Source organism: Nocardioides glacieisoli (assembly GCF_004137245.1).
Classification (GTDB): Bacteria; Actinomycetota; Actinomycetes; order Propionibacteriales; family Nocardioidaceae; genus Nocardioides; species Nocardioides glacieisoli.
This window is the reverse complement of the sequence record NZ_SDWS01000009.1, coordinates 122,805-149,071: the sequence shown is the minus strand read 5'-3', so window position 1 is coordinate 149,071 and position 26,267 is coordinate 122,805. Positions and strand designations below refer to the sequence as shown.

Annotated in this window: 20 protein-coding genes; 9 read left to right on the top strand and 11 right to left on the bottom strand. The window is 69.6% G+C overall.

Features of this window, described 5'->3' with window-relative positions; genetic code table 11:
- Window positions 1–177 precede the first annotated feature (177 nt).
- The 5 genes from EUA06_RS18330 to EUA06_RS18310 all read left to right on the top strand — a co-directional run bounded on the left by EUA06_RS18330 (window position 178) and on the right by EUA06_RS18310 (window position 7,553).
- The gene (locus EUA06_RS18330; protein ID WP_129478464.1) at window positions 178–1,692 is read left to right on the top strand and encodes a metallophosphoesterase; all 1,515 of its coding nucleotides are present in this window, start codon (window positions 178–180) and stop codon (window positions 1,690–1,692) included.
- Window positions 1,692–2,696: a GTPase-associated system all-helical protein GASH gene (locus EUA06_RS18325; RefSeq protein WP_129478462.1), complete on the top strand. Its 1,005-nt coding sequence runs from the start codon at window positions 1,692–1,694 to the stop codon at window positions 2,694–2,696. The genes EUA06_RS18330 and EUA06_RS18325 overlap by 1 nt, the downstream gene beginning before the upstream one ends.
- Before the next feature lie 15 nt (window positions 2,697–2,711).
- Window positions 2,712–4,187 carry a TRAFAC clade GTPase domain-containing protein gene (locus EUA06_RS18320; RefSeq protein WP_129478460.1) on the top strand — a complete coding sequence of 492 codons (1,476 nt, stop codon included), beginning with the start codon at window positions 2,712–2,714 and terminating at the stop codon, window positions 4,185–4,187.
- A 118-nt stretch (window positions 4,188–4,305) separates the two neighbouring features.
- Window positions 4,306–5,205, top strand: a complete 900-nt coding sequence (locus tag EUA06_RS18315; RefSeq protein ID WP_129478458.1) for a TRAFAC clade GTPase domain-containing protein — start codon at window positions 4,306–4,308, stop codon at window positions 5,203–5,205.
- Complete coding sequence (locus EUA06_RS18310; protein ID WP_129478456.1) at window positions 5,202–7,553, top strand: GAP1-N1 domain-containing protein; 2,352 nt, start codon at window positions 5,202–5,204, stop codon at window positions 7,551–7,553. The genes EUA06_RS18315 and EUA06_RS18310 overlap by 4 nt, the downstream gene beginning before the upstream one ends.
- 441 nt (window positions 7,554–7,994) lie before the next feature.
- Here EUA06_RS18310 and glnA read toward each other — a convergent pair whose 3' ends face one another.
- Window positions 7,995–9,416, bottom strand: a complete 1,422-nt coding sequence (gene glnA / locus EUA06_RS18305; protein ID WP_129478454.1) for a type I glutamate--ammonia ligase — start codon at window positions 9,414–9,416, stop codon at window positions 7,995–7,997.
- Between the two features lie 181 nt (window positions 9,417–9,597).
- Between glnA and EUA06_RS18300 the strand changes: the two genes are divergently transcribed.
- Complete coding sequence (locus EUA06_RS18300) at window positions 9,598–9,996, top strand: RDD family protein (RefSeq protein WP_129478452.1); 399 nt, start codon at window positions 9,598–9,600, stop codon at window positions 9,994–9,996.
- A 3-nt stretch (window positions 9,997–9,999) separates the two neighbouring features.
- On the opposite strand, the gene EUA06_RS18295 is transcribed toward EUA06_RS18300, so the two are convergent.
- The 5 genes from EUA06_RS18295 to lipB form a co-directional block, all read right to left on the bottom strand.
- Entirely contained in the window at window positions 10,000–10,707 is a 708-nt protein-coding gene (locus EUA06_RS18295; RefSeq protein ID WP_129478450.1) for a DUF4191 domain-containing protein, read from the bottom strand.
- 53 nt (window positions 10,708–10,760) lie between these two features.
- Window positions 10,761–11,702: a lipoyl synthase gene (gene lipA, locus EUA06_RS18290; protein ID WP_129478449.1), complete on the bottom strand. Its 942-nt coding sequence runs from the start codon at window positions 11,700–11,702 to the stop codon at window positions 10,761–10,763.
- Between the two features lie 44 nt (window positions 11,703–11,746).
- A complete protein-coding gene (locus EUA06_RS18285) occupies window positions 11,747–12,724 on the bottom strand; it encodes an ABC transporter permease subunit (protein ID WP_129478447.1) in 978 nt (325 codons plus the stop codon).
- Complete coding sequence (locus EUA06_RS18280; protein ID WP_129478445.1) at window positions 12,721–13,662, bottom strand: ABC transporter ATP-binding protein; 942 nt, start codon at window positions 13,660–13,662, stop codon at window positions 12,721–12,723. Before EUA06_RS18280 ends, EUA06_RS18285 begins: the two co-directional genes overlap by 4 nt.
- A 102-nt stretch (window positions 13,663–13,764) precedes the next feature.
- Window positions 13,765–14,499: a lipoyl(octanoyl) transferase LipB gene (gene lipB, locus EUA06_RS18275; protein WP_129478443.1), complete on the bottom strand. Its 735-nt coding sequence runs from the start codon at window positions 14,497–14,499 to the stop codon at window positions 13,765–13,767.
- 84 nt (window positions 14,500–14,583) lie between these two features.
- Between lipB and EUA06_RS18270 the strand changes: the two genes are divergently transcribed.
- A complete protein-coding gene (locus EUA06_RS18270; RefSeq protein WP_129478441.1) occupies window positions 14,584–15,150 on the top strand; it encodes a hypothetical protein in 567 nt (188 codons plus the stop codon).
- Here the strand turns inward: EUA06_RS18270 and EUA06_RS18265 are convergent.
- The 4 genes from EUA06_RS18265 to lpdA all read right to left on the bottom strand — a co-directional run bounded on the left by EUA06_RS18265 (window position 15,096) and on the right by lpdA (window position 23,110).
- Entirely contained in the window at window positions 15,096–15,986 is an 891-nt protein-coding gene (locus tag EUA06_RS18265; RefSeq protein WP_129478440.1) for a TIGR01777 family oxidoreductase, read from the bottom strand. The genes EUA06_RS18270 and EUA06_RS18265 overlap by 55 nt on opposite strands.
- A 53-nt stretch (window positions 15,987–16,039) precedes the next feature.
- Window positions 16,040–19,549 carry an ATP-binding cassette domain-containing protein gene (locus EUA06_RS18260; protein ID WP_242498234.1) on the bottom strand — a complete coding sequence of 1,170 codons (3,510 nt, stop codon included), beginning with the start codon at window positions 19,547–19,549 and terminating at the stop codon, window positions 16,040–16,042.
- Between the two features lie 205 nt (window positions 19,550–19,754).
- Window positions 19,755–21,692 carry a 2-oxoglutarate dehydrogenase, E2 component, dihydrolipoamide succinyltransferase gene (gene sucB / locus EUA06_RS18255; protein WP_129478438.1) on the bottom strand — a complete coding sequence of 646 codons (1,938 nt, stop codon included), beginning with the start codon at window positions 21,690–21,692 and terminating at the stop codon, window positions 19,755–19,757.
- Between the two features lie 41 nt (window positions 21,693–21,733).
- Window positions 21,734–23,110 (bottom strand): dihydrolipoyl dehydrogenase, encoded by a 1,377-nt coding sequence (lpdA, locus tag EUA06_RS18250; protein ID WP_129478436.1) that lies wholly within the window; start codon window positions 23,108–23,110, stop codon window positions 21,734–21,736.
- Window positions 23,111–23,262: 152 nt separating this feature from the next.
- On the opposite strand from lpdA, the gene EUA06_RS18245 reads away from it, so the two are divergent.
- Complete coding sequence (locus EUA06_RS18245) at window positions 23,263–23,586, top strand: hypothetical protein (RefSeq protein ID WP_207208425.1); 324 nt, start codon at window positions 23,263–23,265, stop codon at window positions 23,584–23,586.
- Here EUA06_RS18245 and EUA06_RS18240 read toward each other — a convergent pair.
- The gene (locus EUA06_RS18240; RefSeq protein ID WP_207208424.1) at window positions 23,583–25,097 is read right to left on the bottom strand and encodes a leucyl aminopeptidase; all 1,515 of its coding nucleotides are present in this window, start codon (window positions 25,095–25,097) and stop codon (window positions 23,583–23,585) included. The two genes, EUA06_RS18245 and EUA06_RS18240, sit on opposite strands and share 4 nt — an antisense overlap.
- A 47-nt stretch (window positions 25,098–25,144) precedes the next feature.
- On the opposite strand from EUA06_RS18240, the gene gcvT reads away from it, so the two are divergent.
- Entirely contained in the window at window positions 25,145–26,266 is a 1,122-nt protein-coding gene (gene gcvT, locus EUA06_RS18235) for a glycine cleavage system aminomethyltransferase GcvT (protein WP_129478430.1), read from the top strand.
- Window position 26,267: the final 1 nt, after the last annotated feature.

Below are 26,267 nucleotides of genomic sequence, written 5' to 3'. Positions count from 1 at the left end.
AGCTGGGTGCCCTGGTGCCACATCACGTTGCGGTACCCCCACCGGGAGCCGGCAACGACCGAGGCGGGGCAGGGCTGAGTGCCTTAACTCTCGCACCTTATCGGCGGGCCGCCGTGTCTCGCAGATGTTGTCAGTGGCTTCCACCATACTGAGCTTGGGCAGCCGTCGGAGTCTGCCGTGACTGCCAGTGAGGATCCGATGATGCCCGCAACGCCGCCAACTGGCGATGGTGCTTCCCCCTTGTTCGTACACCTGTCGGACATTCATTTCGATCGGAAGGACATCTCCCACAACGGAGCCAACGTGATGGCTCGTGAGAACCTCATCGACGACCTCCACGAGGGGGTCCGTCATCTCGGAGTGCCGGACGCTGTGCTTGTCACCGGCGACATCGCTTTCAGCGGCCAGGCACACCAGTACGACGAGGCACGCGTCTTCCTCAAGCGGGTCACCGATACTCTCGGCATCGAGCCGGAGCAAGTTCAGGTCGTCCCTGGCAACCACGACGTCGACCGCGGGCTCGTGACCGGCTCGGTACAAGCTACGCACGAGGCCCTGCGGCGCGAGATGCCCATCGACGCCGACAACAGGCTCCCCGGGCTCTACCGCGAGGCCAGCGACCCGCTGTTCGCCCCCATGGCCGCGTACCGCGACTTCGCCGTCAACTACGACTGCGACGTGTCGGGTGAGTATCCGTTCTGGGAGACCGAGTGGCAATTGGGCCGGCACTCAGTGCTGCGCATGCGCGGTCTGACCACCTGCATTGTCTCCGACGGAGATGACCGGCGGGCCAATCTCATTGTCGGCCTTAGACAAGCCTCCGTGGCCACCGAGGCTCGCGACGATGTCGTGATGGTACTCGGGCACCACCCCACTGACTGGTGGCACGACATGGACGAGTGTGAAGAAGTGATGCGTGACTATGTCAGCCTCGGACTGTTCGGGCACAAACACGTCGCCCGGCTCTCGGTTGTCGACAATTCGATCCGCATCGTCGCCGGTGCCGTGCACCCCGAACGCCACAGCGACTGGGTTCCTCGATACAACTGGGTGCGGGTCGGAGTAAGGGACGAAGATGGGCCCGACCCACGACTGGACGCGCACATATGGTCGCGAGTCATGCTGCCATCGGTGAACCGGTTTCGGTCCGACTCCGACGAGGGTGGTTGGAACCCCCACGTCAAACAGGTGCCGCTCGTCCGGTGGGCTCGGGCCCGCCGCTCTGCCTCGCCGACGATCGTCAGCGCGGTGCCCGAGCAGGCGGAGCTTCCAACCCCTCCGACTGCCGTCGAGGAACCGACGCCGGTCGATACTGATCTTGCGCACACGACTGACACAGGCGCGGACGAACCCGTCGCGATGCCAGGTGCCCCCTTGGTCCCGCAACCGCCGTTGGCCGCGCGTGCGCCGGTCATTGCTGGCGACGGTCGACCCGAGCGAGTCCGAACTGCCATCTACGCATTCGGGGAACTCCATTTCTCTGCCCAGATGAAGCTTCTCGCCGGGTTCGATCTCCTCGAGGACGGCGACCAAAGCCTGCCCCCCACTGAAATCCGCATGCGGGCATTTGCTCGGCTGCGGGCCTCAGACCGACTCGACGAGTTCATGGCAGCAATCGAGGTCGCCCTACGCCATGATGGTGACGGCCGGCCGCCCGATCCGCCCAGCGACTACAAGGAGAGCGGCAACTGATGCACGCGATGTTCCCTGACTGGATGAGGGCAATCAACCCCGACGACGACGTCACTGCTATGCCGTTGGAGTCGTGGTGGGACGCCATCGTCGAGTTTGTTGACGACGCCGACCCCGACCGAGTCGTCGACCTGTGCCGCGCCGCGCACGAGCGGCCGACCGCAGCATTTGACGAACGGTGGCGTCAGCACCTCAAAGAGCACGACGCTGTCTCCCCGCTGAGGGAGCGCAACAGGCAGATCGCGGTCCTCGCCGGCGCGGCTCTCGTCTACGCGACGGAGAGTGGACCGCATCCCCATGTTGCCCAGTACGCGCGACGCTGCGCTTCCCACGCTTCCTGGGAGCCGGCGCTGCGTGACGTAGCGTTCTCAGGCGCCGACCTGCACGAGTTCGCCATGCAAGCAAGGTCGTTGGCTGAATGGCCCGCCACACGCAAAGTGTCGGTCACAACCCGCAACGTCGCAGATCACCTCCCGGCGGCCGAAGCGGGTGTTTCGGGTGCAAACCTCAAAGCGGTTGTCGATGCGCTCGCCGTCAGCGTCGCCGAAGCGGTATCGCGTTCAGCTAACGCAACTGTCAAGGTGGCCGCCGAGCGTGAGCGGGTACTGCTCGAACAGAGCGACACCCTCGTGTGGCTCCTCGGCGGACACAGCAACAGTCTCGGCGTAGCGTGGAAGGAACTGTCTCCGCTGACCGCGGCTGTCTGTGCGGCTCTTGAGATTCGGGACATTTCCAAGTTCGTCCTTGGGCGTCCCGACGCGCCGGCCCTTATCGATCAGGCAGTCGCCTCGGCCGGAAAGCCGTCGAAGACCAAGACGAGCTCCGATCAACTGGCGTTGCTTCTGAGCGAGCACATTTCGGCCATCCCGGACACCGCTGCCGAGCTTGCACCGCTGTGCAACCTGATCAGTAGTCGCCACGATCTTGACCTGGAGCCAACCGACGTTGGGGTGCGGCTGCACGATGAACTTGGGCTCCTTTACTCGATGCCTGCCGCGAAGTGACGGTCGTTGTGACCGGTGACCGCCTCGCCGTCGCGCCGCCGGCTCAAAGTCGACGGCGCGCTCGGCGACACGTTTGCTCTGTCCCGGCACGCCTGCGGGGCGGCGTCCTATCTTGGGCGGCCACAAGCGATGACTGAAACGGTCGCTGACCAGCCATCCGGCGTTTGCCACCAATCGGGCTGCCCCGTGGCCACGGGTGGGTCACCATGCTTGCTGGGCAAGCCGCTGATCGACTGCGATTTCTTTGACCCCGACCCCGACCCCGACCCCGACCTGCCCGCTGGCACCCGACAGGAGACAGCGGCAGTACCCAGCGATCTCAACGACCAGGCAGCAACCGACGGACCAATTGCAGCAGCCGACAATGGACTAGCCAACGGCCCGGATACAGGTGAGCACGCCGAAGCGAGCGACGAGGCTGCAGATCTGTCTCCCTACGAGAACGTGGCTGTCCCGAACGACCTCAGCAGCGGTCCGAATGAGCAAGTTTCGTTTGGTCAATTGTCTACGAAGACGGCGTCGGGCGACGGCGCGAGCGGTGACGCCGAGGTCTGGGAAGAGCCCACTCACCGCCGGGTACGGAAGCCGGAAGGCCCCAAGAACACCGTCAGGTTCGACGACGGTCCGCCCATCCCTATCCGCTCAGGTCTCGCGTTGACTGCAGACGAAGCCCGCGAAGTGATGGCGTCCGAGCCCGTCACGCTTGTCGTGTTCGCCGGACCGCCCGACGCGGGCAAGACCACGCTATTCGCATCTATCTACGAGACTCTGCTGACCGAGCCCATCGGCAACTGGTCTTTCGCTGGTTCGCGAACGATGCTGGCATTCGCCATGCGATCGTGGTGGGCTAGCACCGCCAGCGGACGGACCAGGCCGATCACTCCTCGCACGCGTTACGATGTGAGTCGGCCGTGGCTACATCTACGGCTCGCTCACAACCACGATGCTCATCAGATTCGGTCCCTGCTCGTCGCCGACATCTCGGGCGAGTACTTCAGCACCGTCGGCGGCGGCGGAGATCTCAACGACGCGGCCAGCCTCGTGGCCCGCGCCGACCACGTTGTTCACGTACTGGATGCCGAACTCCTCGTGGGACGTGCCGAACGGCTGAGGGCCTTGGCCGCGACCGAGTCGCTCATCACGCGTCTGGTCACTGCTCCACACATCGGCGAGCACGCCACGCACACCATGGTGATGACCAAGGCAGACATTTGCCCCGCCGATTTCAAGGTAAAGGCGCTCGAGGCCGCAGCTGGTTGGGCGCAGCGATGGCTCGGCGGAGCGGACGTCGTGGAGGTTGCGGCACGCCCTGACAACCATGAGTCACACCCGTGGGGACTCGACCTACTCATCGAGAGCATCTTGGCTCCACGGACCCGCATTCAGGACACCACCGCTCCGCAAGCCAGCATCCGGGCCACGGTGGAGCAACTCTCAACCCTCAATGTCGAGCTCAGTTCACCCACCCGAGCGAACCAGGTCGAAGCATGACGTCAGCCAGCGGCCGACACGTTGGGGGCCCACGCGAACTCGGAGCGTCATGCCCTGAACGGCGGGATCCGCCAATGAGCGACGCTGCACTCGGCGAGAGTGACGGAGAGAGAAGCCAATGAGGATTACGATGCTGGGCGGTCACGCGAGTGGCAAGACCAGCTACTTGGGTGCACTGTGGGCGACCGTCCGTGGCGCGGCTCCGGACGCACCGGTCACTTTGAGTGAAGGACGACTCCCGGATAGCAGCACCTATCTCGACGAGTGTGAACATGCCCTGCTCGCCGGCGAGTCAGTGGAGCGCACGAAACTCGACCACGGCGAGCGAATCGACCTCGACTTGACGATCGACGGCAGCCCGGTCTTAGTGACCCACCTCGACGTAGCCGGTGAGACCTACGAGGCCGCGCTTGAGCAGCGATCTGTTGCGCCCACGCTCTTGACAGAGCTGGCGCAGACGGAGGCAGTGATGCTGTTCGTCCACCCGAGGAGGCTCAGGCTCCCGCACAGCATCACGGACGCCCGTCGACTTATTGCCGTCGCCGGTGAGCCCCTCGAACAGCACTCGCAGGCCGAACCAGAGTCTGAGCCCAATGACATCGATCCGGTCGACGTGTGGAAACACGCTCCGACCGCAGTGCATCTGGTCGAAATGCTTCAGTTGGTCGTGGAGCAGCGGACCAGCGGCAGGCGCCTGAACGTCGCGCTCATCGTGTCGGCATGGGACACGATCGACCAAGGTCCAGAGTGGGGCACGGACTGTCAGCCCGGCCCATGGGTGCAGGCGAACCTTCCTCTCCTCCACCAGTTCCTCACAACCAACGACGGCCACATCAGGTGGAAGGTGTTCGGGGTTAGCGCTCAAGGCTGCAACTTCGACGACAAGGACGCGGTTGACGCTATCGTTGAACAGCCCTACGACCAGAGAACCATTGTCGCTCTCGACGGCGGCTGGACACGTGACATAGCGGAACCCCTGCGATGGTTCGTACGTGAGTGGACAGAGCACCCGACGTGAACAGTCTCACCCCGTCTCGCCCTGACCCGCACCCGGCCTCGTCAGGCGGTGGCGCCCTTCCGGAGACGAACGCCGAGCCGCTCAAAGTCCACCAAGCCCTGTTCGGCTATCAGGACGGACACCGCCTCCTCAGTTCGTCGACGACTCTGAAGGGCGACACGCTGGCCACACTGGCCCGTCTCACGGACGGGACATCCGCAGAGTCCTACGCCGGGTTTGACGGGTATCTCAGCGGATACCCGCTCCCCAACGGCCAGTACGCACTGTCGCGGACCTGGCAGGCAAAGGAAACCCCACGACCTGGCGCGGTATGGACGCACGTGCTACTTATCGACGCCGCTGCGCTCGGGTCGATGCACTCGGCCCACGACGTGATCAAGTTGCTGCGCCGGCCCCACGGCAAGCCCGACCTCGCGAGTTACCGGAGTGTCGTGCAGATTCGATCTTCCGGGCGCGACGAGGCTTTCGCCGTAACCGGTGACTGGCGCCCGATTCTGTCTGCGCTTTACGACTCCGACATCGGCACCGTCTGGAAGACCGCCGACCACATCGGTGAAGTCGAATCGGATGTGCTCGCGCTCTGGTGGTGGCAGTGGCCAGCATTACGTCGCCAGTTCTCGTTCTGCCTCGGCGGGTCCGGTCGCCGCACCATTACCGGTCGCGACTTCGATCTGCTCGTCGTCCCGACGACAAGACGGCTGTCAGCCGTTGCCGACTTCGGAGCCCCGGCCACCACGGTTACTGCAGCCGGAACCCTGATCGATGCCGACTTACACAATCAGATGCCCTCCTCGTTTCGTGCCTACCTGCGGTTCTGCGGAGCCGAGACCCAGCGGAGGAGTGCTGCTGGCCTGCTCAGCGATATCTGGATGGCCGCAGAGGATCCAGACGGGATCCCGGCAGGAATACAGCGGCGCGTCGCAGATCGGGTCCGTGAGCTGTTTCCGGCACCGTCGAACATGCGCAGGCTGAAGCGCACTGTAATCGCCCCGGACGTGCGTCTCCCGGCCAGGTGGGGACTATCTGATAGCGCTGCGCTGCTTATACAGACCAGATTCGGCGACTGCGTCCGTGCATCCGACATCGCTATCGATGACCTTCTCTTCGCGGTCCGTGACGACCCGAGGCTGCTGCTGCAAGCAGCACGCTCGGAAGCCATTGTGGGTGCACGCTCCGAGCATGCCCTTGACCCTGGCGACCTCCCAGACCCACATGAATCCAATAGGTCGGCGTCAAGGGGCGACAGTAGTGGACCAAGATCGCTGGTGCCTGGCGCAGAGAGACCAGAAGTTGTCGACGGTCCAAATTCCAAAGAGGTTACGGCTGCACAAGCGCTGCCCGAGTACGCTCGCGACGCTCTGGGCCGCTTCGCCCAACCAACGTGGCTTGAAGAGATCGTCGCGCTCGGCGGGTACACGGTCGCCCACGTCTTGTTCGCTGTGAACCCTTCCGAGCGCGAGGCGTGGGCACGGGCGTTCTGGGCGTTGGGGGTGGACGAAATCACGGATGCCTCGGCCGCTTACACCTCAATTCTCCGGTCGCGAGCCGGTCCTGAGCCGCGTTCGCTGGGCTGGTTGGCGGCCTTCGCCGCGAACCCCGCGAACGGTGCAGCGTGGCTGACGCGAACCCACACCTCCCGTCGCACACGAACCGCCGGGCTGACCGACCTAGTTCATGAACTGACCTTGTTCTCTCGTGAACGGAGGCTTACCTGGCGAGCAGTGGTCCGGGACGCAGCCCTGATCCGTGAAGTGGTCGAGATGGCACCGTTCGCTCCCGATCCGATGCCATCGGCGCTGCTGCTGATCGCCGACCCTGCAAGCCCTGCCATGACTGACGCTGGCCTGCGCCCTTGGATGTCACTGGAGTCCAAGAACCTGAACCCGATCGAGGCGGCCCACCTGCTGCGTGTCGCGCACCACCTCAACGAGGGCGAGGTGCAGTTGGCTAGTCGTGCGTTCGCAGAGGCCTGGGAGGCGTGCGCACATTCGGACTGGGCAGTGTGGGAGGCGTTGGGCGACTACCCGGCGCAGCTAGGCTTTGGCCAGGACTGGGACCGAGCGCGAAGGATCTCTCGCCGATTCGCGCAAGTTCTCCGGCAAGCGGCGTCTGCACCCGTCTCCGGCCAGGACGTTATACCTAATGCGCTCCACGTAGTTGGCGAACTCAGCTCGCGGGCAGCGACGCAATTGTCTGGCGAGTTGACCGCTCTGAAAGAGGAATCTCGTCCGAAGCCTCGCCATGAGCCATTGCCTCCGAGGTCTCCAAAGAACCCCAAAAAGCGCAGCAAAGGACCTATTGAGCAGGCACGACAGATCGCCTCAGACTGGCTCGGGTTCGGGGGGTAGCCCGGGGGAGATCGCCTTGTGCGCTTGCAGGGACCGAGATGACACGAAGCTTGCGAAGAACGTCGACGGTTCCGAGGCAGGGCGTGCCGTACTTCAACGCGCCGAAGGGCACTTCTCACTCTTACGCTTCGGGCACCTGGCAGACTTCTCGGCCCATGTCTCATGTTGCGGCGAGACTGGGTCCCAGCAGACTGCACGGATTCCTGATCCGCTGTCGCAACCGAAGCCAGGCGAGTCGGGACCGGGCGCATCTGAGGTGGCGTCGCGCGGCTTGAGGGCTCAGCTGCCGCACTGCCACCGTCGTCGCGCATGGGCTCCGACGGCCGTAGAGCCAATCTCCTGCGGAATCCCTGCGGAATATGGCCCACTGCGAACCAAGGAAAACGGCCTCCGACCTTGCGTTTCCGCAGGTCAGAGGCCGCTTCCAGTCTACGACAGGGTCTAGATGTCGTAGTAGAGCTCGAACTCGTGCGGGTGGGGCCGCAGCTGGACCGGGGCGATCTCCTGGGTCCGCTTGAAGTGGCACCACGTCTCGATCAGGTCGTCGGTGAAGACACCGCCGGCCGTCAGGTACTCGTGGTCGTCCTCGAGCGCGTCGAGGACGGCACCGAGCGACGTCGGCACCTGGGCGATGTCCGCCATCTCGTCCGGCGGCAGCTCGTAGATGTCCTTGTCGATCGGGGCCGCGGGCTCCGTCTTGTTCTGGACGCCGTCGAGGCCGGCGAGCATCAGGGCCGCGAAGGCGAGGTAGGGGTTCGCCGACGGGTCGGGGAAACGGGTCTCGACGCGCTTGGCCTTCGGGTTCGCGCCCGTGATCGGGATGCGGACCGACGCGGAGCGGTTGCGCGAGGAGTAGACGAGCGAGATCGGGGCCTCGAAGCCCGGCACCAGGCGGTGGTAGGAGTTCACCGTCGGGTTGGTGAACGCCAGCAGCGACGGGGCGTGCTTGAGGATGCCGCCGATGTACCAGCGGGCCATGTCGGACAGGCCGGCGTAGCCGGTCTCGTCGAAGAACAGCGGCTCGCCGTCCTTCCACAGCGACTGGTGCACGTGCATGCCCGAGCCGTTGTCGCCGAAGATCGGCTTCGGCATGAAGGTGACTGACTTGCCCTGTTGCCAGGCGGTGTTCTTGATGAGGTACTTGAACTTCATCACGTCGTCCGCGGCCTTGAGCAGCGTGTCGAAGCGGTAGTTGATCTCCGCCTGGCCGGCGGTGCCGACCTCGTGGTGCGCACGCTCGACGAGGAGGCCGCTGGCCTCGAGGTTCTTGACCATGTCGGCGCGCAGGTCGCTGTAGTGGTCGTAGGGCTCGACGGGGAAGTAGCCGCCCTTGAGGCGGGTCTTGTAGCCGAGGTTGTCCTCGCCCTCCTTGCCCGAGTTCCACCAGCCCTCGACGGAGTCGATGTGGTAGTAGCCCTCGTTGACGCCGGTGCTGTAGCGGACGTTGTCGAAGATGTAGAACTCCGCCTCGGGGGCGAAGTAGGCGGTGTCCGCGATGCCGGTGGAGTCGAGGTAGGCCAGCGCCTTGCGGGCGATGTTGCGCGGGTCGCGGCTGTAGGCCTCGCCGGTGATCGGGTCGTGGATGAAGAAGTTCACGTTCAGCGTCTTCGACTTGCGGAACGGGTCGAGGTAGGCCGTGGTCGGGTCCGGGAAGAGCGACATGTCCGACTCGTTGATCGCCTGGAACCCGCGGATCGAGGAGCCGTCGAAGCCGAGGCCGTCGTCGAACACGCTCTGGTCGAAGGACGACACCGGCACCGTGAAGTGCTGCATGATGCCCGGCAGGTCGCAGAAGCGGACGTCGACCATCTCGACGCCCTCGTCCTTGATGAACTTGAGCAGCTCATCGGAGTTGTTGAACATTCGGTTCCTCCTTGACGGCGACCAGCGCACGTCGAGATTGCAGCGTCACGGAACGGGGCCTCGTTGCACCGTGCGCGTCACGCTAGCCAGTGGCAGTTTCTAGACCGTATCCCGATTGTTTCGGCCGTGTTACGCCTCGTCCGAGCAGTGGCCGCCATGTTTCGCCACCTAGGCTGGGCGTGTGCCCCAGCCCGACCCGACGTACGCACCGACTCCCGCCCCGACGTCCGCGAGCTGGAGTCGGCGGATCCTCGCGCTCCTCGTCGACTGGGTGACCTGCCTCGCCGTGGTCGAGGGCCTCGTCGCCGTCGGCGTCCTCGCCGCCAACCCCAACGGCCTCGGCACGCTGGGGCTCTTCGTGGTCGAGTCGGCGCTGTTCACCGCGGTCGCCGGTGGCTCGTTCGGCAAGCTCGCGACCCGGGTCCGGGTCGTGCGCCAGGACGGGTCGGGTCAGCCGCCGTCGCTGCTGCGCGCGCTGCTCCGCTCGGCGCTCGTGGGACTGCTGGTCCCGCCGCTGCTCACCATGGGTGGCCGCGGGCTGCACGACGTGGCCGCGGGGACGCGGACGGTCACGCTGTAGGGGTCAGCGACCTCGCTGCTGCGAGCGCATGCCCTTCATCGAGGTCGGCACGGGACCCTTGGGCACGGGCAGCTTGCCGCGCTGCGCGTCGAGTGCCTTGAGCCGCTGGAGGATGTCGGTGATGTCGCCGGGCTTCACCTTGCGGCCGAGCTTCTGCACGTGGCGCACGAGCTTGGGGAGCGGGATTTCGCCCTCGCCGCGGCCGGCGACGATCTCGTGGATCGGCACGCCGTAGGCGACGCGCTCGTGCTTCTTGCGCTCGGTGAGCAGCAGCTGGCGCACGCGGGCCGCGCTGGTGCCCTCGCCGACGAGGACGATGCCGGGCGGGCCCACCACGCGGTGCACGACGTCCTGCTGCTTGGTGAAGCCGACGACCGGGTCGAGCTTCCAGCCGCGGCGCAGCATCTGCAGCGCACCGGCGGCCGCTGCGGGCTGGCCCTCCATCTGCTTGTACGCCGCTGCCTGGGCGCGCCGGCCGAAGACCAGCATCGCGAGCAGCAGGCCGATCATGAGGGCGCCGACGATCGAGATGACCAGCGAGATGAGGCCGTCGCCCGGCAGGACCCACATCAGCCCGAAGCCGAGCGCCGCTCCGAGGAGGAACGTGCCGAGGATGATCCAGCCCAGGCGCGGGTCGCTGCGCTTGGCCATCCGGTAGGTCTGGGCGATCTGCCCTCGGCGCGAGGTGGGCGTGGGCTCGGGGGTCGACATGAGGAGGCCTTGTCCGGTGTGTGGCGATCTGGAGGTGGTGCTGGTCGTGCGGCTCAGACGGCGGCGGAGGCGCGCGCGTCCATGGCCTGACGGTACAGCCGTCCGGCGCGGTAGGACGAGCGGACGAGCGGGCCGGACAGCGCGCCGGCGAAGCCGATCTCGTCGGCCTCGTCCTTGAGCTCGACGAACTCCTCGGGCTTGACCCAGCGCTCGACGGGGTGGTGCCGCGGCGACGGACGGAGGTACTGCGTGATCGTGATCAGCTCGCAGCCGGCCTCGTGGAGGTCGCGCAGCGCCTGGCTGACCTCCTCGCGGGTCTCACCCATCCCGAGGATCAGGTTGGACTTGGTGACCAGGCCGAAGTCGCGGGCCTGGGTGATCACGTCGAGCGAGCGGTCGTAGCGGAACGCGGGTCGGATCCGCTTGAAGATCCGCGGCACGGTCTCGACGTTGTGCGCGAGCACCTCGGGACGCGACTCGAACACCTCGGTGAGGAGGTCGGGCTTGCCGTTGAAGTCGGGGATCAGGTTCTCGACGCCGGTGCCCGGGTTGAGCTCGTGGATCGCGCGGACCGTCTCGGCGTAGAGCCAGGCGCCACCGTCGGGGAGGTCGTCGCGCGCGACACCGGTGATCGTGGCGTACTTCAGGCCCATCGTCTGCACGGACTCGGCCACCCGGCGCGGCTCGTCGCGGTCGAGGGGCTGCGGCTTGCCGGTGTCGATCTGGCAGAAGTCGCAGCGGCGGGTGCACTGGTCGCCGCCGATGAGGAAGGTGGCCTCCTTGTCCTCCCAGCACTCGAAGATGTTGGGGCACCCGGCCGACTGGCACACGGTGTGGAGGCCCTCGGACTTCACCAGGCTCTGCAGGGCGGTGTACTGCGGGCCCATCTTCGCCTTGGTCTTGATCCACTCCGGCTTGCGCTCGATCGGGGTTTCCGCGTTGCGGATCTCCAGTCGGAGAAGCTTGCGTCCTTCGGGGGTGGGAGCCGTCGTCACACCCGCCACTCTACGGCGCGGCGGATGGGCTCCCAACTCACGGGTCAGGGCAGGTCGCGACGCCTGAACGACACCAGCGACGCCACCACGACGACCGCCAGCACGACCGCGAGGTACGTCGCCCCGGCACCGAGCGAGATGGTCTGGGTGCACGGGTCCGTGCCGCCCTGCACCATCACGTCGCAGGCGGGCGACCAGACGTAGTACTCGTAGCCGTTGTCGAGCACGGCGTAGGCATTGGTGGGCAGGAGCCAGCGCTGGGCGCCCTCGCCGAAGGTCGCCAGCACCGCGATCGAGCCCGCTGCCGCGACGCCGAGGCCGATGGCGAGGGTCGCCACGGTGCTGCGCAGCAGCATGGTCAGCGCGTAGCCGAGGAATCCCGAGAGCGCGACGAGGAGCACGCCGCGGGCCGCGGTGTTGCGGACGACGGCCCACTGGCCCGGCTCGACCGCGATGTCCCGCTGGGCGACGAGCACGCCCACGGCACCCCAGAAGACCAGCAGTGCGAGCGCTCCGACGACCAGCCCCACGAGGAGGACGGCGAGACCCTTGGCCGCCCACACCCGCCGCCGCCTCGGCTCGAAGAGGAGCTGGTTGCTGATGGAGCCGGTGTTCCAGTCGTGGCCGACGAACGTGGTGCCGAGGACGAGGAGCACGACCGCGAGCAGGGAGACGACGGCAGTCGCCTCGTTGTCGAGGACGGAGCCGACGTCGAGCGTCTGTCGGTAGAGGTAGTTCGCGGCGCTCGGCGTGATCATCTCGACGCAGTCGACGTCGGGACCACCGCCGTACATCTCAGGGTTCTCCTGGCAGCGCTCGATCTCCTGCTGGATGTAGGGCTGGTCGGCCTCGAACTGCGCGAGGCGCTCGGCCTCGGCGACGTCGGCGTCGGAGAACGGCCGCGTGTTCCAGGCCGCGCCGAGGCAGATCGCCACCGGCACCAGCAGGCAGGCGACCAGCAGCACGACCACCGCGCGACGCCAGCGCAGCCGGGTGAGCTCGACGAGCAACAGGTTCTTCACCGGTAGTCCTCCCCGCTGGGCATCGCGCCCATCCGGTCGCCCTCGGTGAGGTCGAGGAACACCGACTCCAGGTCGGCACGCAAGGGCGTCAGCTCGTCGAGCCAGACCCCGGCCTCGCCCAGGACGCGGCTGATCTCCGAGCCCGGCCGGTCGGTCTGGACGACGAGTGCGTCGCCGTCTGCGGCGGCCGTCAGGCCGGCCTCCTCCAGCGCCCGGGTGGCGTCCTCCGGTCGCTCGACCACGATGCGGTACGCACCGGTGGCGGCCACCAGCTCCTGCACCCGTCCGGAGGCGAGCAGCCGGCCGTGGCCGATGATCGTGACGCTGTCGCAGACCTGCTGCACCTCGGCGAGGATGTGCGAGCTCAGCAGCACCGTCACGCCGCTGGCGCCGAGGTCCTTCACGAGGTCACGGATCTCGCGGATGCCCGCCGGGTCGAGCCCGTTGGTGGGCTCGTCGAGGATCAGCAGGCGGGGCTTCTTGAGCAGGGTGGCGGCGATCGCGAGGCGCTGCTTCATGCCGAGCGAGTACGCCCGGTAGCGGTCGTCGGACCGCTGGCCCAGGCCGACCTTCTCGAGGGCCTCGTCCACGTCCGACGTCGACCTGCCGACGCTCGCAGCGAGGAGGCGGAGGTTCTGGCGACCGGTGAAGTTGGGCGCGAACTTCGGCGACTCGACGACGGCGCCGACGCGATCCATCACCTCGGGGAGGCGCTGCGGCACCGGCTCGCCGAAGAGCGCCATGGAGCCGGACGTCGGAGCGGCGAGGCCGAGCAGCATCCGGATCGTCGTGGTCTTGCCCGACCCGTTGGGGCCGAGGAACCCGTGCACGCCACCCGCCGGGACCGCGAGGTCCAGGTCGTCGACCGCCACGTGCGTGCCCCTGCGTCCGCTGAACTCCTTGCGGAGCCCGCGCGTCAGGATCACCGTCTCGCTCATCCGTCCCCCCCGGACGCGGGCGCGCGCCCGCACGGGGAGGAGCCTCCCAGCGGCGGGCCGCGTTTGTCGCGCCCCCGCGCCGACGGCGTACGAAAGCGGGCGTCAGGCCCCGGGGCGGACCAGCTCGATGCGAGGCGTGCGCCCGGGCTCGGGGCGGGACTCGTAGTCCGGGGTCGCGGTGTAGGGCTGCCAGGACAGGTACGCCGACAGGTGCCGGCGCACGCTCGGTAGCACGTCGGTGACAGTGACGTCGCGGCCGAGCTCGGTGGACAGCGAGCTGACGCCGGCGTCGGCGATCCCGCACGGCACGAACCGGTCGTACCACCCGAGGTCGACGTCGCAGTTGAGGGCGAAGCCGTGCATCGTCACGCCGCGGCTGACCCGAATCCCGATGGCGGCGACCTTGCGCTCCGGCCCGCGGTGGTCGGCCCGGAGCCAGACGCCGGTGCGGCCCGGCACGCGTGCGGTCGTGACGCCGAAGTCGGCGCACACGGCGATCAGGGCCTCCTCGACGCGGCGCACGTAGTCGACGACCTTGACGTGGTCGGGCAGCGTGACGATGGGGTAACCGACGAGCTGGCCGGGTCCGTGGAAGGTGATCTTGCCGCCGCGGTCGACGTCGATCACGTCGGCACCGCCGGGGTCGGCGGGGCGCTCGTGCGGGTCGGTGCGCTTGCCGGCGGTGAAGACGGGCGGGTGCTCCAGCAGGAGGACGGAGTCGGGGCGCGTACCCGCCACGACGCCCTCGTGGACGCGACGCTGGAGGTCCCAGGCGGCGAGGTAGTCGACGGCGTCGTCACCGAGTCCGGCGACCTCGTAGTCCAGCTCCTGCGGCATGCGACGAGCCTACGCCGTGGACGTGGCGCCCGTGCCTGTGGATGAGCCGACGCACGCGCGGGCCGGATCGGCGAGGGTGGCGGGGTGGACCCGCGCCGACTCCTGCCCGCCCTCGCGGCCGTCGCGAGCGCCTGCGTCGTCGCGACGCTGGCGGTCACGCTGCTGCCGCCGAGGGATGCCCGCCCGACCGGTCCGGCACGTCCGGTGACCTCGGCGCCGGGCGTCGCTGCCTCGGGGCCGGCGGCCGTCCTCGCCGACTGGGACCAGCGTCGCGCGGCGGCGTGGGCCGAGGGTGACGTCGAGGCACTCCGGGAGCTGTACGTCGACGGTTCCCGCACCGGCGCTGCCGACGCGCGACTCCTGGGCCACTACCGGGCGCGCGGTCTGGCGGTGACCGGCCTGACGACGCAGGTGCTCGCGCTCGACGTGGTCGGGCGGACGTCGTCGAGACTGGTGCTGGTGGTCACCGACCGGGTGGTCGGCGCCCGAGCGGTGGGCGGCAGCACGCCGGTGGCGCTGCCAGAGGACCGAGCCTCGACCCGGCGGGTGGTGCTGAGGAGCGAGGGCGGTCGCTGGCGGGTCGTCGAGGCGCGCGATCAGCCGAGCGCGGCGGCCAGCACGCTGCGTACGTCCTCGTCCTCGAAGTCGTAGCCCGCCCGCTCGAGTGCGGCCGGACGCGCGTTGACCGAGCCGAGCAGCTCGTGCGCGAGGTCCCCGGCCGCGAGCTTCATGAGGGGGGCAGGGACGGCGAGGAAGGCCTTGCGGTGCACGGCCTTCGCGAGTGCCTCGGTGAATTCCGCGTTGGTCGGGGTCTGCGGGCAGCACAGGTTGAAGGCGCCCGAGACGTCGCGCGACTCGATGAGGTAGCTGACAGCGCCGATCCAGTCGCGCAGCGAGATCATCGGCATGTGCTGCCGTCCGGAGCCGAGCTTCGCCCCGCCGCCGGCCTGGAACAGCAGCCGCAGCTGCTTCAGCGGGGGAGAGGTCCGGTCCATCACCGGCGACGTCCGCAGCACGCAGACCCGCGCTCCGGCGTCCCGGGCCGGGGCGGCGGCCGCCTCCCACTCACGGGAGACCCGGGTGAGGAAGGCGTCGCCGCGGCTCTCGGAGTCCTCCGTGACAGGTGCGTCGCCGTGGTCACCGTAGAAGGCGATGCCGTTGCCGGCGAGGAAGGCGGGAGGGCGCTCGCTCGCCGCGATGGCGGTGGCGAGGGTGCCCGTCGTCGACACCCGAGAGTCCAGGACCTCCGTGGACCACTTCTTCGAGTGCGGGTTGCCGGCGATGCTCGCCCCGGCAAGGTTGACCACGGCGTCGGCCCGCGCGATCACGGCTCCGTCGACCCGTCCTGCGGCCGGGTCCCAGCGGGACTCACGTTCGGTGGTGGGCTCGCGGCGGACGAGGGCGGTCACCTCGTGCCCGTGGACGCGCAGGTGGTCGGACAGGTGGGTGCCGAGGAACCCCGATGCTCCGGCGATGACGACGCGCATGCCTCCACCCAACCAGAGGCGCCAAGCGTGCCCGCCCGGGCGGGTGGGACCGGTCAGCCGGCGAGGTGGGCCCAGCGGGCCGACAGCTCGCGCCACGGACCCTGGTCGACCACGCGACCGGAGTCGAGGACGACCACCCGGTCGGCCTGGGCCAGCGCGGCGGCCTTGCTGGTCGCGCCGATCACCGCGGCGCCTCGCTCACGCAGCGCCTTCCAGAGCTCGATCTCGGTGGCTGCGTCGAGCGCGGACGACACGTCGTCGGCCAGCAGGATGTCGGCCTCGGCGGCCAGCGCTCGTGCCAGTGCGAGTCGCTGGACCTGCCCGCCGGAGAGGCGTACGCCGCGGTGCCCGACGAGCGAGTCGGGGCCTCCCGCCTCGGCCACGTCGCGTCCCATCCGCGAGGTGTCCAGCGCCGGCATGACGGGACGTTGCGCGTGGTCGAGCGCGACGTTGTCGGTGAACGTGCCCGACAGCACGCGCGGGACCTGCGCCACGTGCGCCACCCGCGTCGGTCGCAACGTCGCCTGCGTGTCGGTGACGACCTGGTCGTTCCAGCGGATCTCGCCCGTGGTGCTGACCAGCCCGGCCAGCGCGCCGAGCAGGCTGGACTTGCCGGAGCCGACCTGGCCGAGCAGGAGCACCAGCTCGCCGGCATCGACGGACAGGTCGACGTCCTGGACGCCTAGGGTGCCGTCGTCGTGCACCGCGCTGACCCGCTCGAGGGTGAGCGTGCGCAGCGGGTCGCGCTGGGGACGGGCGGGCTCGTGCGCCGTGCCGGCCGACAGGTCCATCCCGGCCGGCAGCACCATGAGGTCGCCACCCCCGGCGAGCTCGCTGGTGGCGTTCATCCAGGCCCGGGTGCCGGGCGCCTCGGTGACGACCGCGCCGGCCACCCGGCCGAACCAGTCGAACCCGCTGACCGCGTTGGCGACCAGCAGCGCCGTGGCGAGACCCCAGTGCCCGGACAACAGGCCCGCCCAGGCCGCGACGACACCGCACTGGACCATCACGACCGGCACGCCGTCGAGCAACGACTGGACGCGGTGCTCCTGGACGGCGGCATCGACCCGCCCCCCGTCGACCTCGCGCAGGTGGCGGTGGAGGTGGGGCGTGGCGGCGGCGAGCTTGACCGTGCGGATGGACTCGAGCGTCGACACCAGGGCCTGGCCGAAGCCCGCGCGCGCCTTCGACGCGGCCGCTGCGGACCGACCGGCGACCGGCCTGCCGAGGGTGGACGCGAGTGCGGAGGCAGCCATCACGGCGAGCAGGATCGCGCCGGCGAGCCAGCTGCCGGCGATGACCGCGGTGAGGGTCGCGACCAGCAGCCCGTTGACGAAGTCGACCCAACGGTCGGTGTAGCGGGCGATGCGATCGGCGTCCATGGTCCGCGCGACGACCTCTCCCGGCGGGGTGCGCAGCAGCCGGTGCTGGTCGGTCTGCCCGGCGAGCACGGCGGCACGGACGCGCATCCGGACCTCGACCCACCAGTGGGGGTAGGTCCAGAACGCCTGCGACAGCAGGAACGGGCCGATCATCAGCGAGAGGACGAGTGCGCCCAGCAGGAGCCCGGGATTCTCGCCACGCTGGAGCGTGGTGACGACGTGACCCCAGACGAATCCGGTGATGGCGCCGTAGGCCCCGGTGATCGAGGCGACGAGGAAGAGGCTCGCGCCGAGCAGGCCCCACTCGGGCTTGACCAGGATCACGTTCAGCACCTGGCGCGCCAGGCTGAGCGGCGGGTCGACGTGCGGCGGCGCCGGTGGCGTCGTGCTGCGGCGGATCGACCCGATCGAGGCCTGCTCCGTGTGGTGGTCCTCGACGACCACCTCGTGGGCGGCCGCGGCGAGGAGGTCGCGGAACGGTCCGGGCTCGGCCGCGAGGCGAGCACGCGGACCCTGCTGCACCACCCGTCCGGACTCGAGCACCGCGACCTGCTCGGCCCGCTCGGTCGTGGAGAGCCGGTGGGCGACGAGGATGCCGGTGCGTCCGGCGATCAGGCGGTCCGCGGCGCGGACCACGCGGGCCTCGGTGACCGGGTCCATCCGGGCGGTGGCCTCGTCGAGCACGACGACGCTGACGTCGCGGACCAGCAGGCGCGCGAAGGCGACGAGCTGCTCCTCACCGGCCGACAGGCTCGTGCCGCCCGGGCCGAGCAGGGTGTCGAGCCCCTCGGGCAGGCCGGCCACCCAGTCGGTGAGGCCCAGCTCGTCGACCGCGGCCGAGACCTGCTCGCGCGGAGCGTCGCCGAAGAGGCGGATGTTGTCGGCCAGCGTGCCGGCCAGGATCTCGGTGCGCTGCGTGACGACTCCGACCGCGGCACGCAGCTGCTGGAGGTCGAGGTCGCGCACGTCGATGCCGCCGATGAAGACCGAGCCGCGCGGCGGCTCGACCGCGCGGGACAGCAGGGACGCCAGGGTCGACTTGCCGGAGCCGGTGCGCCCGACGAGCGCGCACGTGTGACCCGCCTGCACGGTGAGGTCGACGTCGCGCAGCGCGAACGAGCCAGTGTCGTAGGAGAACTCCAGCCCGCGCAGGTCGACGTCGAGCGGACCGTCGGGGACGGCCTCGCCGCCGACCGGCTCGGCCGGCACCGAGATCATCCCGCGCAGGCGCAGCACGGCGCCCATCCCCTCCTGGAGGTCGGGGAGGTGGCGGGCCAGCATGTCGACCTGGCCGACGAACATCGTCGTGACGAGGAACAGGGTGACGAGCCGTGCGGTGGACAGGTCCCCGGACAGGACGAGGGCCACGCCGATGAGGCCGGTGGCGGCGAGCACGCCGTGCAGGAGTCCGCCGCTGCGTCGCGTGACGCTCACCTCGATCGCGAGCACGGCGCGGAGGCGGCGGTGGATCTCGGCGGCCAGCTGGGCGTTGCGGCGCAGGACGTGGGCCTGGCCGAGCGAGGTGCGGATGTCGTCGCGGGCAGCGACGCCCTCCTCGGTGGACGCGGCGTGGTCGGTCCAGGCGGCCTCCTCGAGCACCTTGCGCTCGGCGATCTGGGGCAGCAGCCGGCGGATGGCGAACCACACCAGGACGCCGCACAGCGGGAACAGGAAGGCCGCGGGCCACCACGTGATGCCGGCGACGATCCAGAGTGGTCCGGCCGACAGGGTCGTGCGGATCGCCATCCACACGCCCCAGCGCATCAGCTGGCCGACCTCCCAGGTGTCGTCGTCGATGCGGTCGAGCACCTCGCCGACCGCCTGCTCGGACAGCTCGGAGAGCGGCTGCGCCATCGCCGCGTCGATCAGGTCGGCGCGCAGCTGGCCCTCGGCGCGGTCGACGACGACGCCCCAGAGGGTGCGGGCGGCGGTGTCGACGAACGCGCCACCGACCACGGCCAGGGCGAGCAGGGTGACGAGCGTCTGCGTGGGGGAGTCGGCCAGGCGGCCGGCGGCCACGCTGCCGAGCGAGGACGCGACCGCGGCGACCAGGGCCATCACCAGGGCGACGACGGTCAGCGGACGGCGTACGCGCCGCCAGTCGACGGGCTGGCGGTCTGCGGGGAGCTCCGACACGGGGGTGGTCGCGTCAGCGGAGCGGGAGGCTTCGATGGTCGTCACGGTGACTTCAGGCTAGGTGGTGGGACGGACAGTGCGCGCCCGGTTTTCCCCGGCCGCCGCCGGGATGGTCCGCATCAGAGTTCTTCCCAGGACGAGCACGGGACCAGAAGTCTGATGCGGACTACGGGGTGAGGGAGCGGATCCGGACACCGCGACGCCCCGGCTGCGCGGGGCGGCCGGGGCGTCGTACGGGCTGGGGCAGAGGTCAGACCTCGAACGTCCCTGCCTCGAGGCGCTTCTTGACCTCCTGGAGGAAGCGGCCGGCGTCGGCGCCGTCCACCAGGCGGTGGTCGTAGGTCAGCGACAGGTGGACCATGTGGCGCACCGCGATCGTCTCGCCCAGGTTGGGGTCGTCGATCACGACGGGCCGCTTGACCACGGCACCCGGACCGAGGATCGCGACCTGCGGCGTGTTGATGATCGGGGTGTCGAAGAGCGCCCCGAAGCTGCCGAGGTTGGTGATCGTGAAGGTGCCGCCCGACAGCTCGTCGGGGGTGATCTTGTTGGTGCGGGTGCGCTCGGCGACGTCGGCGATCTTCTTCGCCAACCCGGCGATGGAGAGGTCGCCGGCCTCCTTGACGACCGGTGTCAGCAGGCCCTTCTCGGTGTCCACGGCGAACGCGATGTTCTCGCGGTCGAAGTAGGTCACCTCGCCCTTGTCGGTGTCGATCGCCGCGTTGAGCTTGGGGTGCAGCTTGAGCGCGTCGATCGCCGCCTTCGCGAAGAACGGCAGGTAGGTCAGCTTCACGCCCTCGCGCGCCAGGAAGTCGTTCTTCGACGCCTCCCGCAGGCGTGCGATCGCCGTGACGTCGACCTCCATGACCTGCGTCAGCTGGGCGGACTGCCGCAGCGACTCGACCATCCGGGAGGCGATGACCTTGCGCAGGCGCGAGAGCGGCTCTGTGGTGCCCCGCAGCGGCGACGGCGAGGCCGACGTCGGAGCGGCGGCGGCCGGCGGAGCGCCCGCGGCGGCGGCGGGTGCTGCGGCAGCGGCGGGGGCCGGCGCGGCGGCCTCCTTCGCGGCGGCAGCGGCGTCGAGGACGTCCTGCTTGCGGATCCGGCCACCGACCCCGGTGCCGGTCAGCGAGCCGAGGTCCACGCCGTGCTGGTCGGCCATCTTCCGCACCAGCGGGGTGACGTAGGCCGTCTGGTCGCGGCCGCCGCCCTCCCCACCGGCCGGTGCGGCCGGAGCCGACTCCGTCCGGTCGGGCTCGGTCGCCTGCGTGGCCTGGGTGGCGGGCTCGGCCTGGGGCTTGGCCTCCTCCTTCGGCTCGGGCTCGGGCTCCGGCTCGCTCTGCTTCTCGGCCTCAGGCGTCTCGTCGCCGGGGGGCAGCTCGCCGGTCTCCTCGGCGATCTCCTCCTCCTGCTCGGCCTTCTTCTCCGCCTGCTCCTCGTCCTTCGGCTGGGCCTCGGGCTCGGCCTTCGCGGGAGCGTCGTCGCCGGAGCCGATGATGGCGAGCTCGGCGCCCACCTCGACGGTCTCGTCCTCCTCGGCCTTGATCTCGAGCAGGGTGCCCGCGACGGGGGAGGGGATCTCGGTGTCGACCTTGTCGGTGGAGACCTCCAGCAGCGGCTCGTCGACCGCCACCTCGTCGCCGACCTGCTTCAGCCAGCGGGTGACCGTGCCCTCGGTGACGGACTCGCCGAGCGCGGGGAGCGTCACCGACGTGCCGGAGCCGCCGCCGGAGCCACCCGAGGAACCGGAGTCGGCGGCCTTCTCGGCAGCCGGCTCCTCCTGCGCGGGGGCGTCGTCCTTCTCGGACTCGGGGGTCTCGTCGCCGGCCGGCAGGTCGCCGGTCTCCTCGGCCACCTGCTCCTCCTGCTCGGCCTTCTTCTCCGACTCCTCGTCGTCCTTCGGCTGGGCCTCGGGCTCGGCGGACTCGGTGGCGTCGCCCGCGGACTCGCCCTCCTCGCCGATGACGCCCAGGACAGCGCCCACCTCGACGGTGTCGTCCTCGTTGGCCTTGATCTCGAGCAGGGTGCCGGCGACGGGGGAGGGGATCTCGGTGTCGACCTTGTCGGTGGAGACCTCCAGCAGCGGCTCGTCGACGGCAACCGTGTCACCGACCTGCTTGAGCCAGCGGGTGACGGTGCCCTCGGTGACGGACTCGCCGAGTGCAGGGAGGGTGACTTCGGAGGCCATGTGGTTCCTTCGCTCGCGGATGGTTTCTGAGATGTGGACGTTCAGGAGTGGGCGTGCAGCGGCTTGCCGGCCAGGGCCAGGTGGGCCTCGCCGAGCGCCTCGTTCTGCGTCGGGTGGGCGTGCACCAGAGGAGCGACGTCCTCGGCGTGCGCCTCCCAGTTGTAGATCAGCTGCGCCTCGCCGATGAGCTCGCCGACCCGGTCTCCCACCATGTGGACGCCGAGCACCGGGCCCTCCTTCAGGCCGACGAGCTTCACGAAGCCCTGGGTCTGGAGGATCTGGCTCTTGCCGTTGCCGCCGAGGTCGTAGGTGATCGTGGTGACGTCGTCGCCGTGCAGCTCGCGGGCGCGTGCCTCGTCGAGGCCGACCGAGGCGACCTCGGGGTGGGAGTACGTCACCCGCGGGATGCCGGCCTCGTCCACCGGGCGCGGGTCGAGGCCCGCGATGTCCTCGGCGACGAAGATGCCCTGCTGGAAGCCTCGGTGCGCCAGCTGCAGGCCGGGGACGATGTCGCCGACGGCGTACACGCCCTCGACGTTGGTGCGGCAGCGCTCGTCGGCGAGCACGAAGCCGCGCTCCATCGCGATGCCCCGCTCGGCGTAGCCGAGGCCGTCGGTGGACGGTCCGCGTCCGACGGCGACGAGGAGCACCTCGGCCTCGATCACGTCGCCGCCCTCGACCGTCACGGCGACGCCGGTGTCGGTGGTCTTCACGCTCTGGAAGGGCGTGCCGGTGAGGAAGCTGATCCTGCGCTTGCGGAACGCGCGCTCGAGCGCCTTGGACGACGCCTCGTCCTCTCCGGCGACGAGCCTCGGGAGGGCCTCGATGATCGTGACGTCGGCGCCGAAGGACTTCCAGACGCTGGCGAACTCGCAGCCGATGACGCCGCCGCCCAGCACGATCGCCGAGGCGGGGACGTGATCGAGGCGCAGGGCGTGCTCGGAGGTCATGACGCGCGTGCCGTCGACCTCGAGGCCCGGGAGCGTACGGCTGTAGGAGCCGGAGGCGAGCACCACGTGGGTGCCGGTGTGCTCGGTGCCGTCGACCGTGACGGTGCGCGGGCCGGTGAGGGTGCCGGTGCCCTCGATGACGGTGATGCCGCGGGACTTGATCAGGCCGGTCAGGCCCTTGAAGAGCCGCTCGACGACCTTGTCCTTGTAGGCGTTGACGCCGGGCATGTCGACGCCCTCGAGGGTGGCGTTGACGCCGAACTGCGCGGCCTCGCGGGCCGAGTCGGCGACCTCCGCGGCGTGGAGCAGGGCCTTCGTCGGGATGCATCCCACGTGGAGGCAGGTGCCACCGAGGTTGCCCTTCTCGACCAGCCCGACCTTCAGTCCCAGCTGGGCTGCTCGCAGCGCACAGGCGTAGCCGCCGGAGCCTGCCCCGAGGACGAGGACGTCGAACTCAGCGTCCGCCACAGACTTTCCCTCCACACGATCTCATCGGTCGTGCCGGCCCCGAAGACCTGCCGGCTCGCCCATCTTTGCACTTGTTCGCTGGGCGGCGTGAGGGGCGTCCCGGCAGAATGTCCGCCATGGGCATGTTCGACCGATTCCGTCGACGGCGACGCGTGAGCCGTCCTGCACGGGACGCCGCGCGCACCGGCTCCACCACTGTGCGCGCCTCCGACTCCGAGGACGTCCGGCACCTCGAGAAGTTCGTCTCGACCAAGCAGGGCGTCGAGGGGTTCGTCGAGCCGCGGACGGCCGTCAGCGACGTGACCCTCCTGCTGGTCGCGCACGACGGCGAGTGGACGCGGCGTCGAGTGCCCAGCGTGAAGTGGGCCCACGACTTCGCCAACCGCCACCGCGTGCCGTCGTACGACGCCGCCGTGGTCGGCGTGCCGCAGCGGATGCGCGACTACAACGCCCGCAAGAAGGCCCAGGGGATCTAGGCCTCGGCGAGGCCCCGGGCCAGCTGCACCAGGGTCGTGACGCCGAAGCCGGTCGCGCCGCTCGGCACGTGGCCGTAGGGGCCGCCGAGGTTCATCTCCTTGCCGGCGATGTCGAGGTGCGCCCACGGCAGCCCGCCGGTGAACTCGCGCAGGAACGCCGAGGCGTAGAGCCCGCCGCCCCAGCGCACCCAGTCGTGCTGGAGCAGGTCGGCGACCTTGGAGCTGGTGATCCGCTCCTTCATCTCCTCCGGGATGGGCATCCGCCAGTGCTGCTCGCCGGCCGCGACACCGGCCGCGAGGACGGCGGCCACCTCGTCGTCGGTGCCCATCACGGCGCCGACCTTGTCGCCGAGCGCGAGCTGCATGTGGCCGGTGAGGGTCGCGATGTCGATGACGACGTCGGGCGCGTCCTCGACGGCCATCGAGAGCGCGTCGCCGAGCAGCATCCGGCCCTCGGCGTCGGTGTTGGCGATCTCGACCGTCGTGCCGTTGTGCATCGTGATCACGTCGCCGGGGCGCGTCGAGGTGGCCGAGACCATGTTCTCCGCCATCGGGGCGTACGCCGTCACCTTGACGGGCAGGCCGAGGCGGGCGATCGCCAGCGTGGCGGCCACGACGCTGGCGGCGCCGGCCATGTCGCCCTTCATGTTGACCATGCTCGACGACGGCTTGATCGTCAGGCCGCCGGAGTCGAAGGTGACGCCCTTGCCGACGAGCGCGAGGTGGGCCGTGGCGCCCTTCGGCGCCCAGGTGAGCCGGACGAGGCGTGAGGGCGACTCGCTGGAGTCGCCGACGCTGAGGATGCCGCCGCAGCCCATCTCGGCGAGCTGCTCGTGGTCGAAGACCTCGAGCTTCACCTTCGGTGCGCCGCGGCCCTTGGTGACCTCCTTGTGCGCGGCCACCACGAGGTCGGCCAGCAGCGGGGGAGTGCAGTCCTTCGGCGGCATGTTGACCCAGTCGCGCGTCATCGCGACGGCGTCGGCCAGCACCTCCGCGCGCTCGAGGGCCTCGGTCGCCTCGCTGCGCCGGGCGATGCCGGTCAGCACGACAACGTCGGCGGGCTCGGTGGTCTCGGTCTTCGCGCTCTTGTACGCCGTGAAGGCGTAGCCGCCGAGCCGGTGTCCCTCGACCACGGCGGCGACCAGCTCGGGCGTCTCGCTCGGCAGGGCGAGGGCGACCGACGCGGCGTTGGGCACGCTGCGCGCGGCGACGCCCGCGGCACGTCGTACGGCGATCGGGTCGGTCGGGTCGGGACCGAGGCCCACGAAGACGAGCAGGGGAGCGTTGACCTCGTCGCGGCTCGGCGCCTTGACCGCCTCACCGGCCTTGCCGGTGACGCCCATCGTGGAGAGGAACGGACGCAGCCGCCTGCCGTAGGCCTTGCTCACGTCCTCCGCCGCGTCGCAGAGCCGGGGCCCCTTGTCACCCGCGACGACGCCCACGACGACGGCGTCGGCGCGGGTCTTGGCGGGGCTGGCACTGCGCAGGGAGTACGAGGTCACCCGGGGCATGTTAGGGGAGACGGGAAGGGTCGGAGCGCTGCGGTAGGTTGCGCGACATGGCCGAAGTCTCGTCAGAACCGCTCAAGCAGTCGCCCCTCCACGACCGTCACGAGGCCCTCGGAGCGAAGTTCGCCGAGTTCGGCGGATGGTCGATGCCGCTGGAGTATGCGACCGGCGTGGTCAAGGAGCACACGGCGGTCCGCGAGGCCGTCGGGATCTTCGACGTGAGCCACCTCGGCAAGGCGATGGTGTCGGGTCCGGGTGCCGCCGACTTCGTCAACGCGACGCTCTCCAACGACCTCGCCAAGATCGCGCCGGGCAAGGCGCAGTACACCCTCTGCCTCGACGAGTCGGGCGGCATCGTCGACGACCTCATCGCCTACTGGCACGACGACGAGCACGTGCTGCTCATCCCCAACGCGGCGAACACCGCCGAGGTCGTCCGCCGGCTCCGTGAGCAGGCGCCCGAGGGCGTCAAGGTCGTCGACCACCACGACGACTACGCCGTGCTGGCCGTCCAGGGCACCCGCTCCGACGAGGTCCTCGAGAAGGTCGGCCTGCCGACCGGCCACGACTACATGTCCTTCGTCGAGGCCGAGCTCGGTGACTCCGGCGTCGGGGTGGTGGTGTGCCGCACCGGCTACACCGGCGAGCGGGGCTACGAGCTGGTCGTCGTCAACGACACGGCCGGCGAGCTGTGGGACCAGTTGATGGCGGCCGGCGAGGAGTGGGGCATCACTGCTGCCGGCCTCGGCGCGCGCGACACGCTGCGCACCGAGATGGGCTACCCGCTCCACGGCCAGGACATCAGCCTCGCCACCAACCCGGTCGAGGCCGGGCTCTCGTGGGCGGTCGGCTGGAAGAAGGACGCCTTCTGGGGACGCGACGCCGTCACCCGGGTCAAGGAGGAGGGGCCGAAGCGCCGCCTGCGCGGCCTGGTCGCGGTCGGCCGCGGCATCCCGCGCCCCGGGATGGGCGTGACGCTCACCCACGACGTACCCCTTGCCGACATCACCTCCGGCACGTTCTCCCCGACGCTCAAGAAGGGCATCGGCATGGCGCTGATCCCGACGATGGTCGCGGAGGACGCCCAGGTCGGCGTCGACATCCGCGGCCGGCGTGAGATCTTCCAGCTGGTCAAGCCGCCCTTCGTCGACACCTCGGTCCGGGAGTCGTGAT

Bases quoted from the DNA above. Each gene is read 5' to 3' on its own strand.
- lipB (WP_129478443.1), bottom strand. From the start codon at position 14,499: ATGCCGCAGGAGCTGGACTACGAGGTCGCCGGACTCGGTGACGACGCC.
- EUA06_RS18240 (WP_207208424.1), bottom strand. From the start codon at position 25,097: ATGCCCCGGGTGACCTCGTACTCCCTGCGCAGTGCCAGCCCCGCCAAG.
- sucB (WP_129478438.1), bottom strand. From the start codon at position 21,692: ATGGCCTCCGAAGTCACCCTCCCTGCACTCGGCGAGTCCGTCACCGAG.
- EUA06_RS18295 (WP_129478450.1), bottom strand. From the start codon at position 10,707: ATGTCGACCCCCGAGCCCACGCCCACCTCGCGCCGAGGGCAGATCGCC.
- glnA (WP_129478454.1), bottom strand. From the start codon at position 9,416: ATGTTCAACAACTCCGATGAGCTGCTCAAGTTCATCAAGGACGAGGGC.
- EUA06_RS18325 (WP_129478462.1), top strand. From the start codon at position 1,692: ATGCACGCGATGTTCCCTGACTGGATGAGGGCAATCAACCCCGACGAC.
- EUA06_RS18280 (WP_129478445.1), bottom strand. From the start codon at position 13,662: ATGAGCGAGACGGTGATCCTGACGCGCGGGCTCCGCAAGGAGTTCAGC.
- EUA06_RS18315 (WP_129478458.1), top strand. From the start codon at position 4,306: ATGAGGATTACGATGCTGGGCGGTCACGCGAGTGGCAAGACCAGCTAC.
- gcvT (WP_129478430.1), top strand. From the start codon at position 25,145: ATGGCCGAAGTCTCGTCAGAACCGCTCAAGCAGTCGCCCCTCCACGAC.
- EUA06_RS18265 (WP_129478440.1), bottom strand. From the start codon at position 15,986: ATGCGCGTCGTCATCGCCGGAGCATCGGGGTTCCTCGGCACCCACCTG.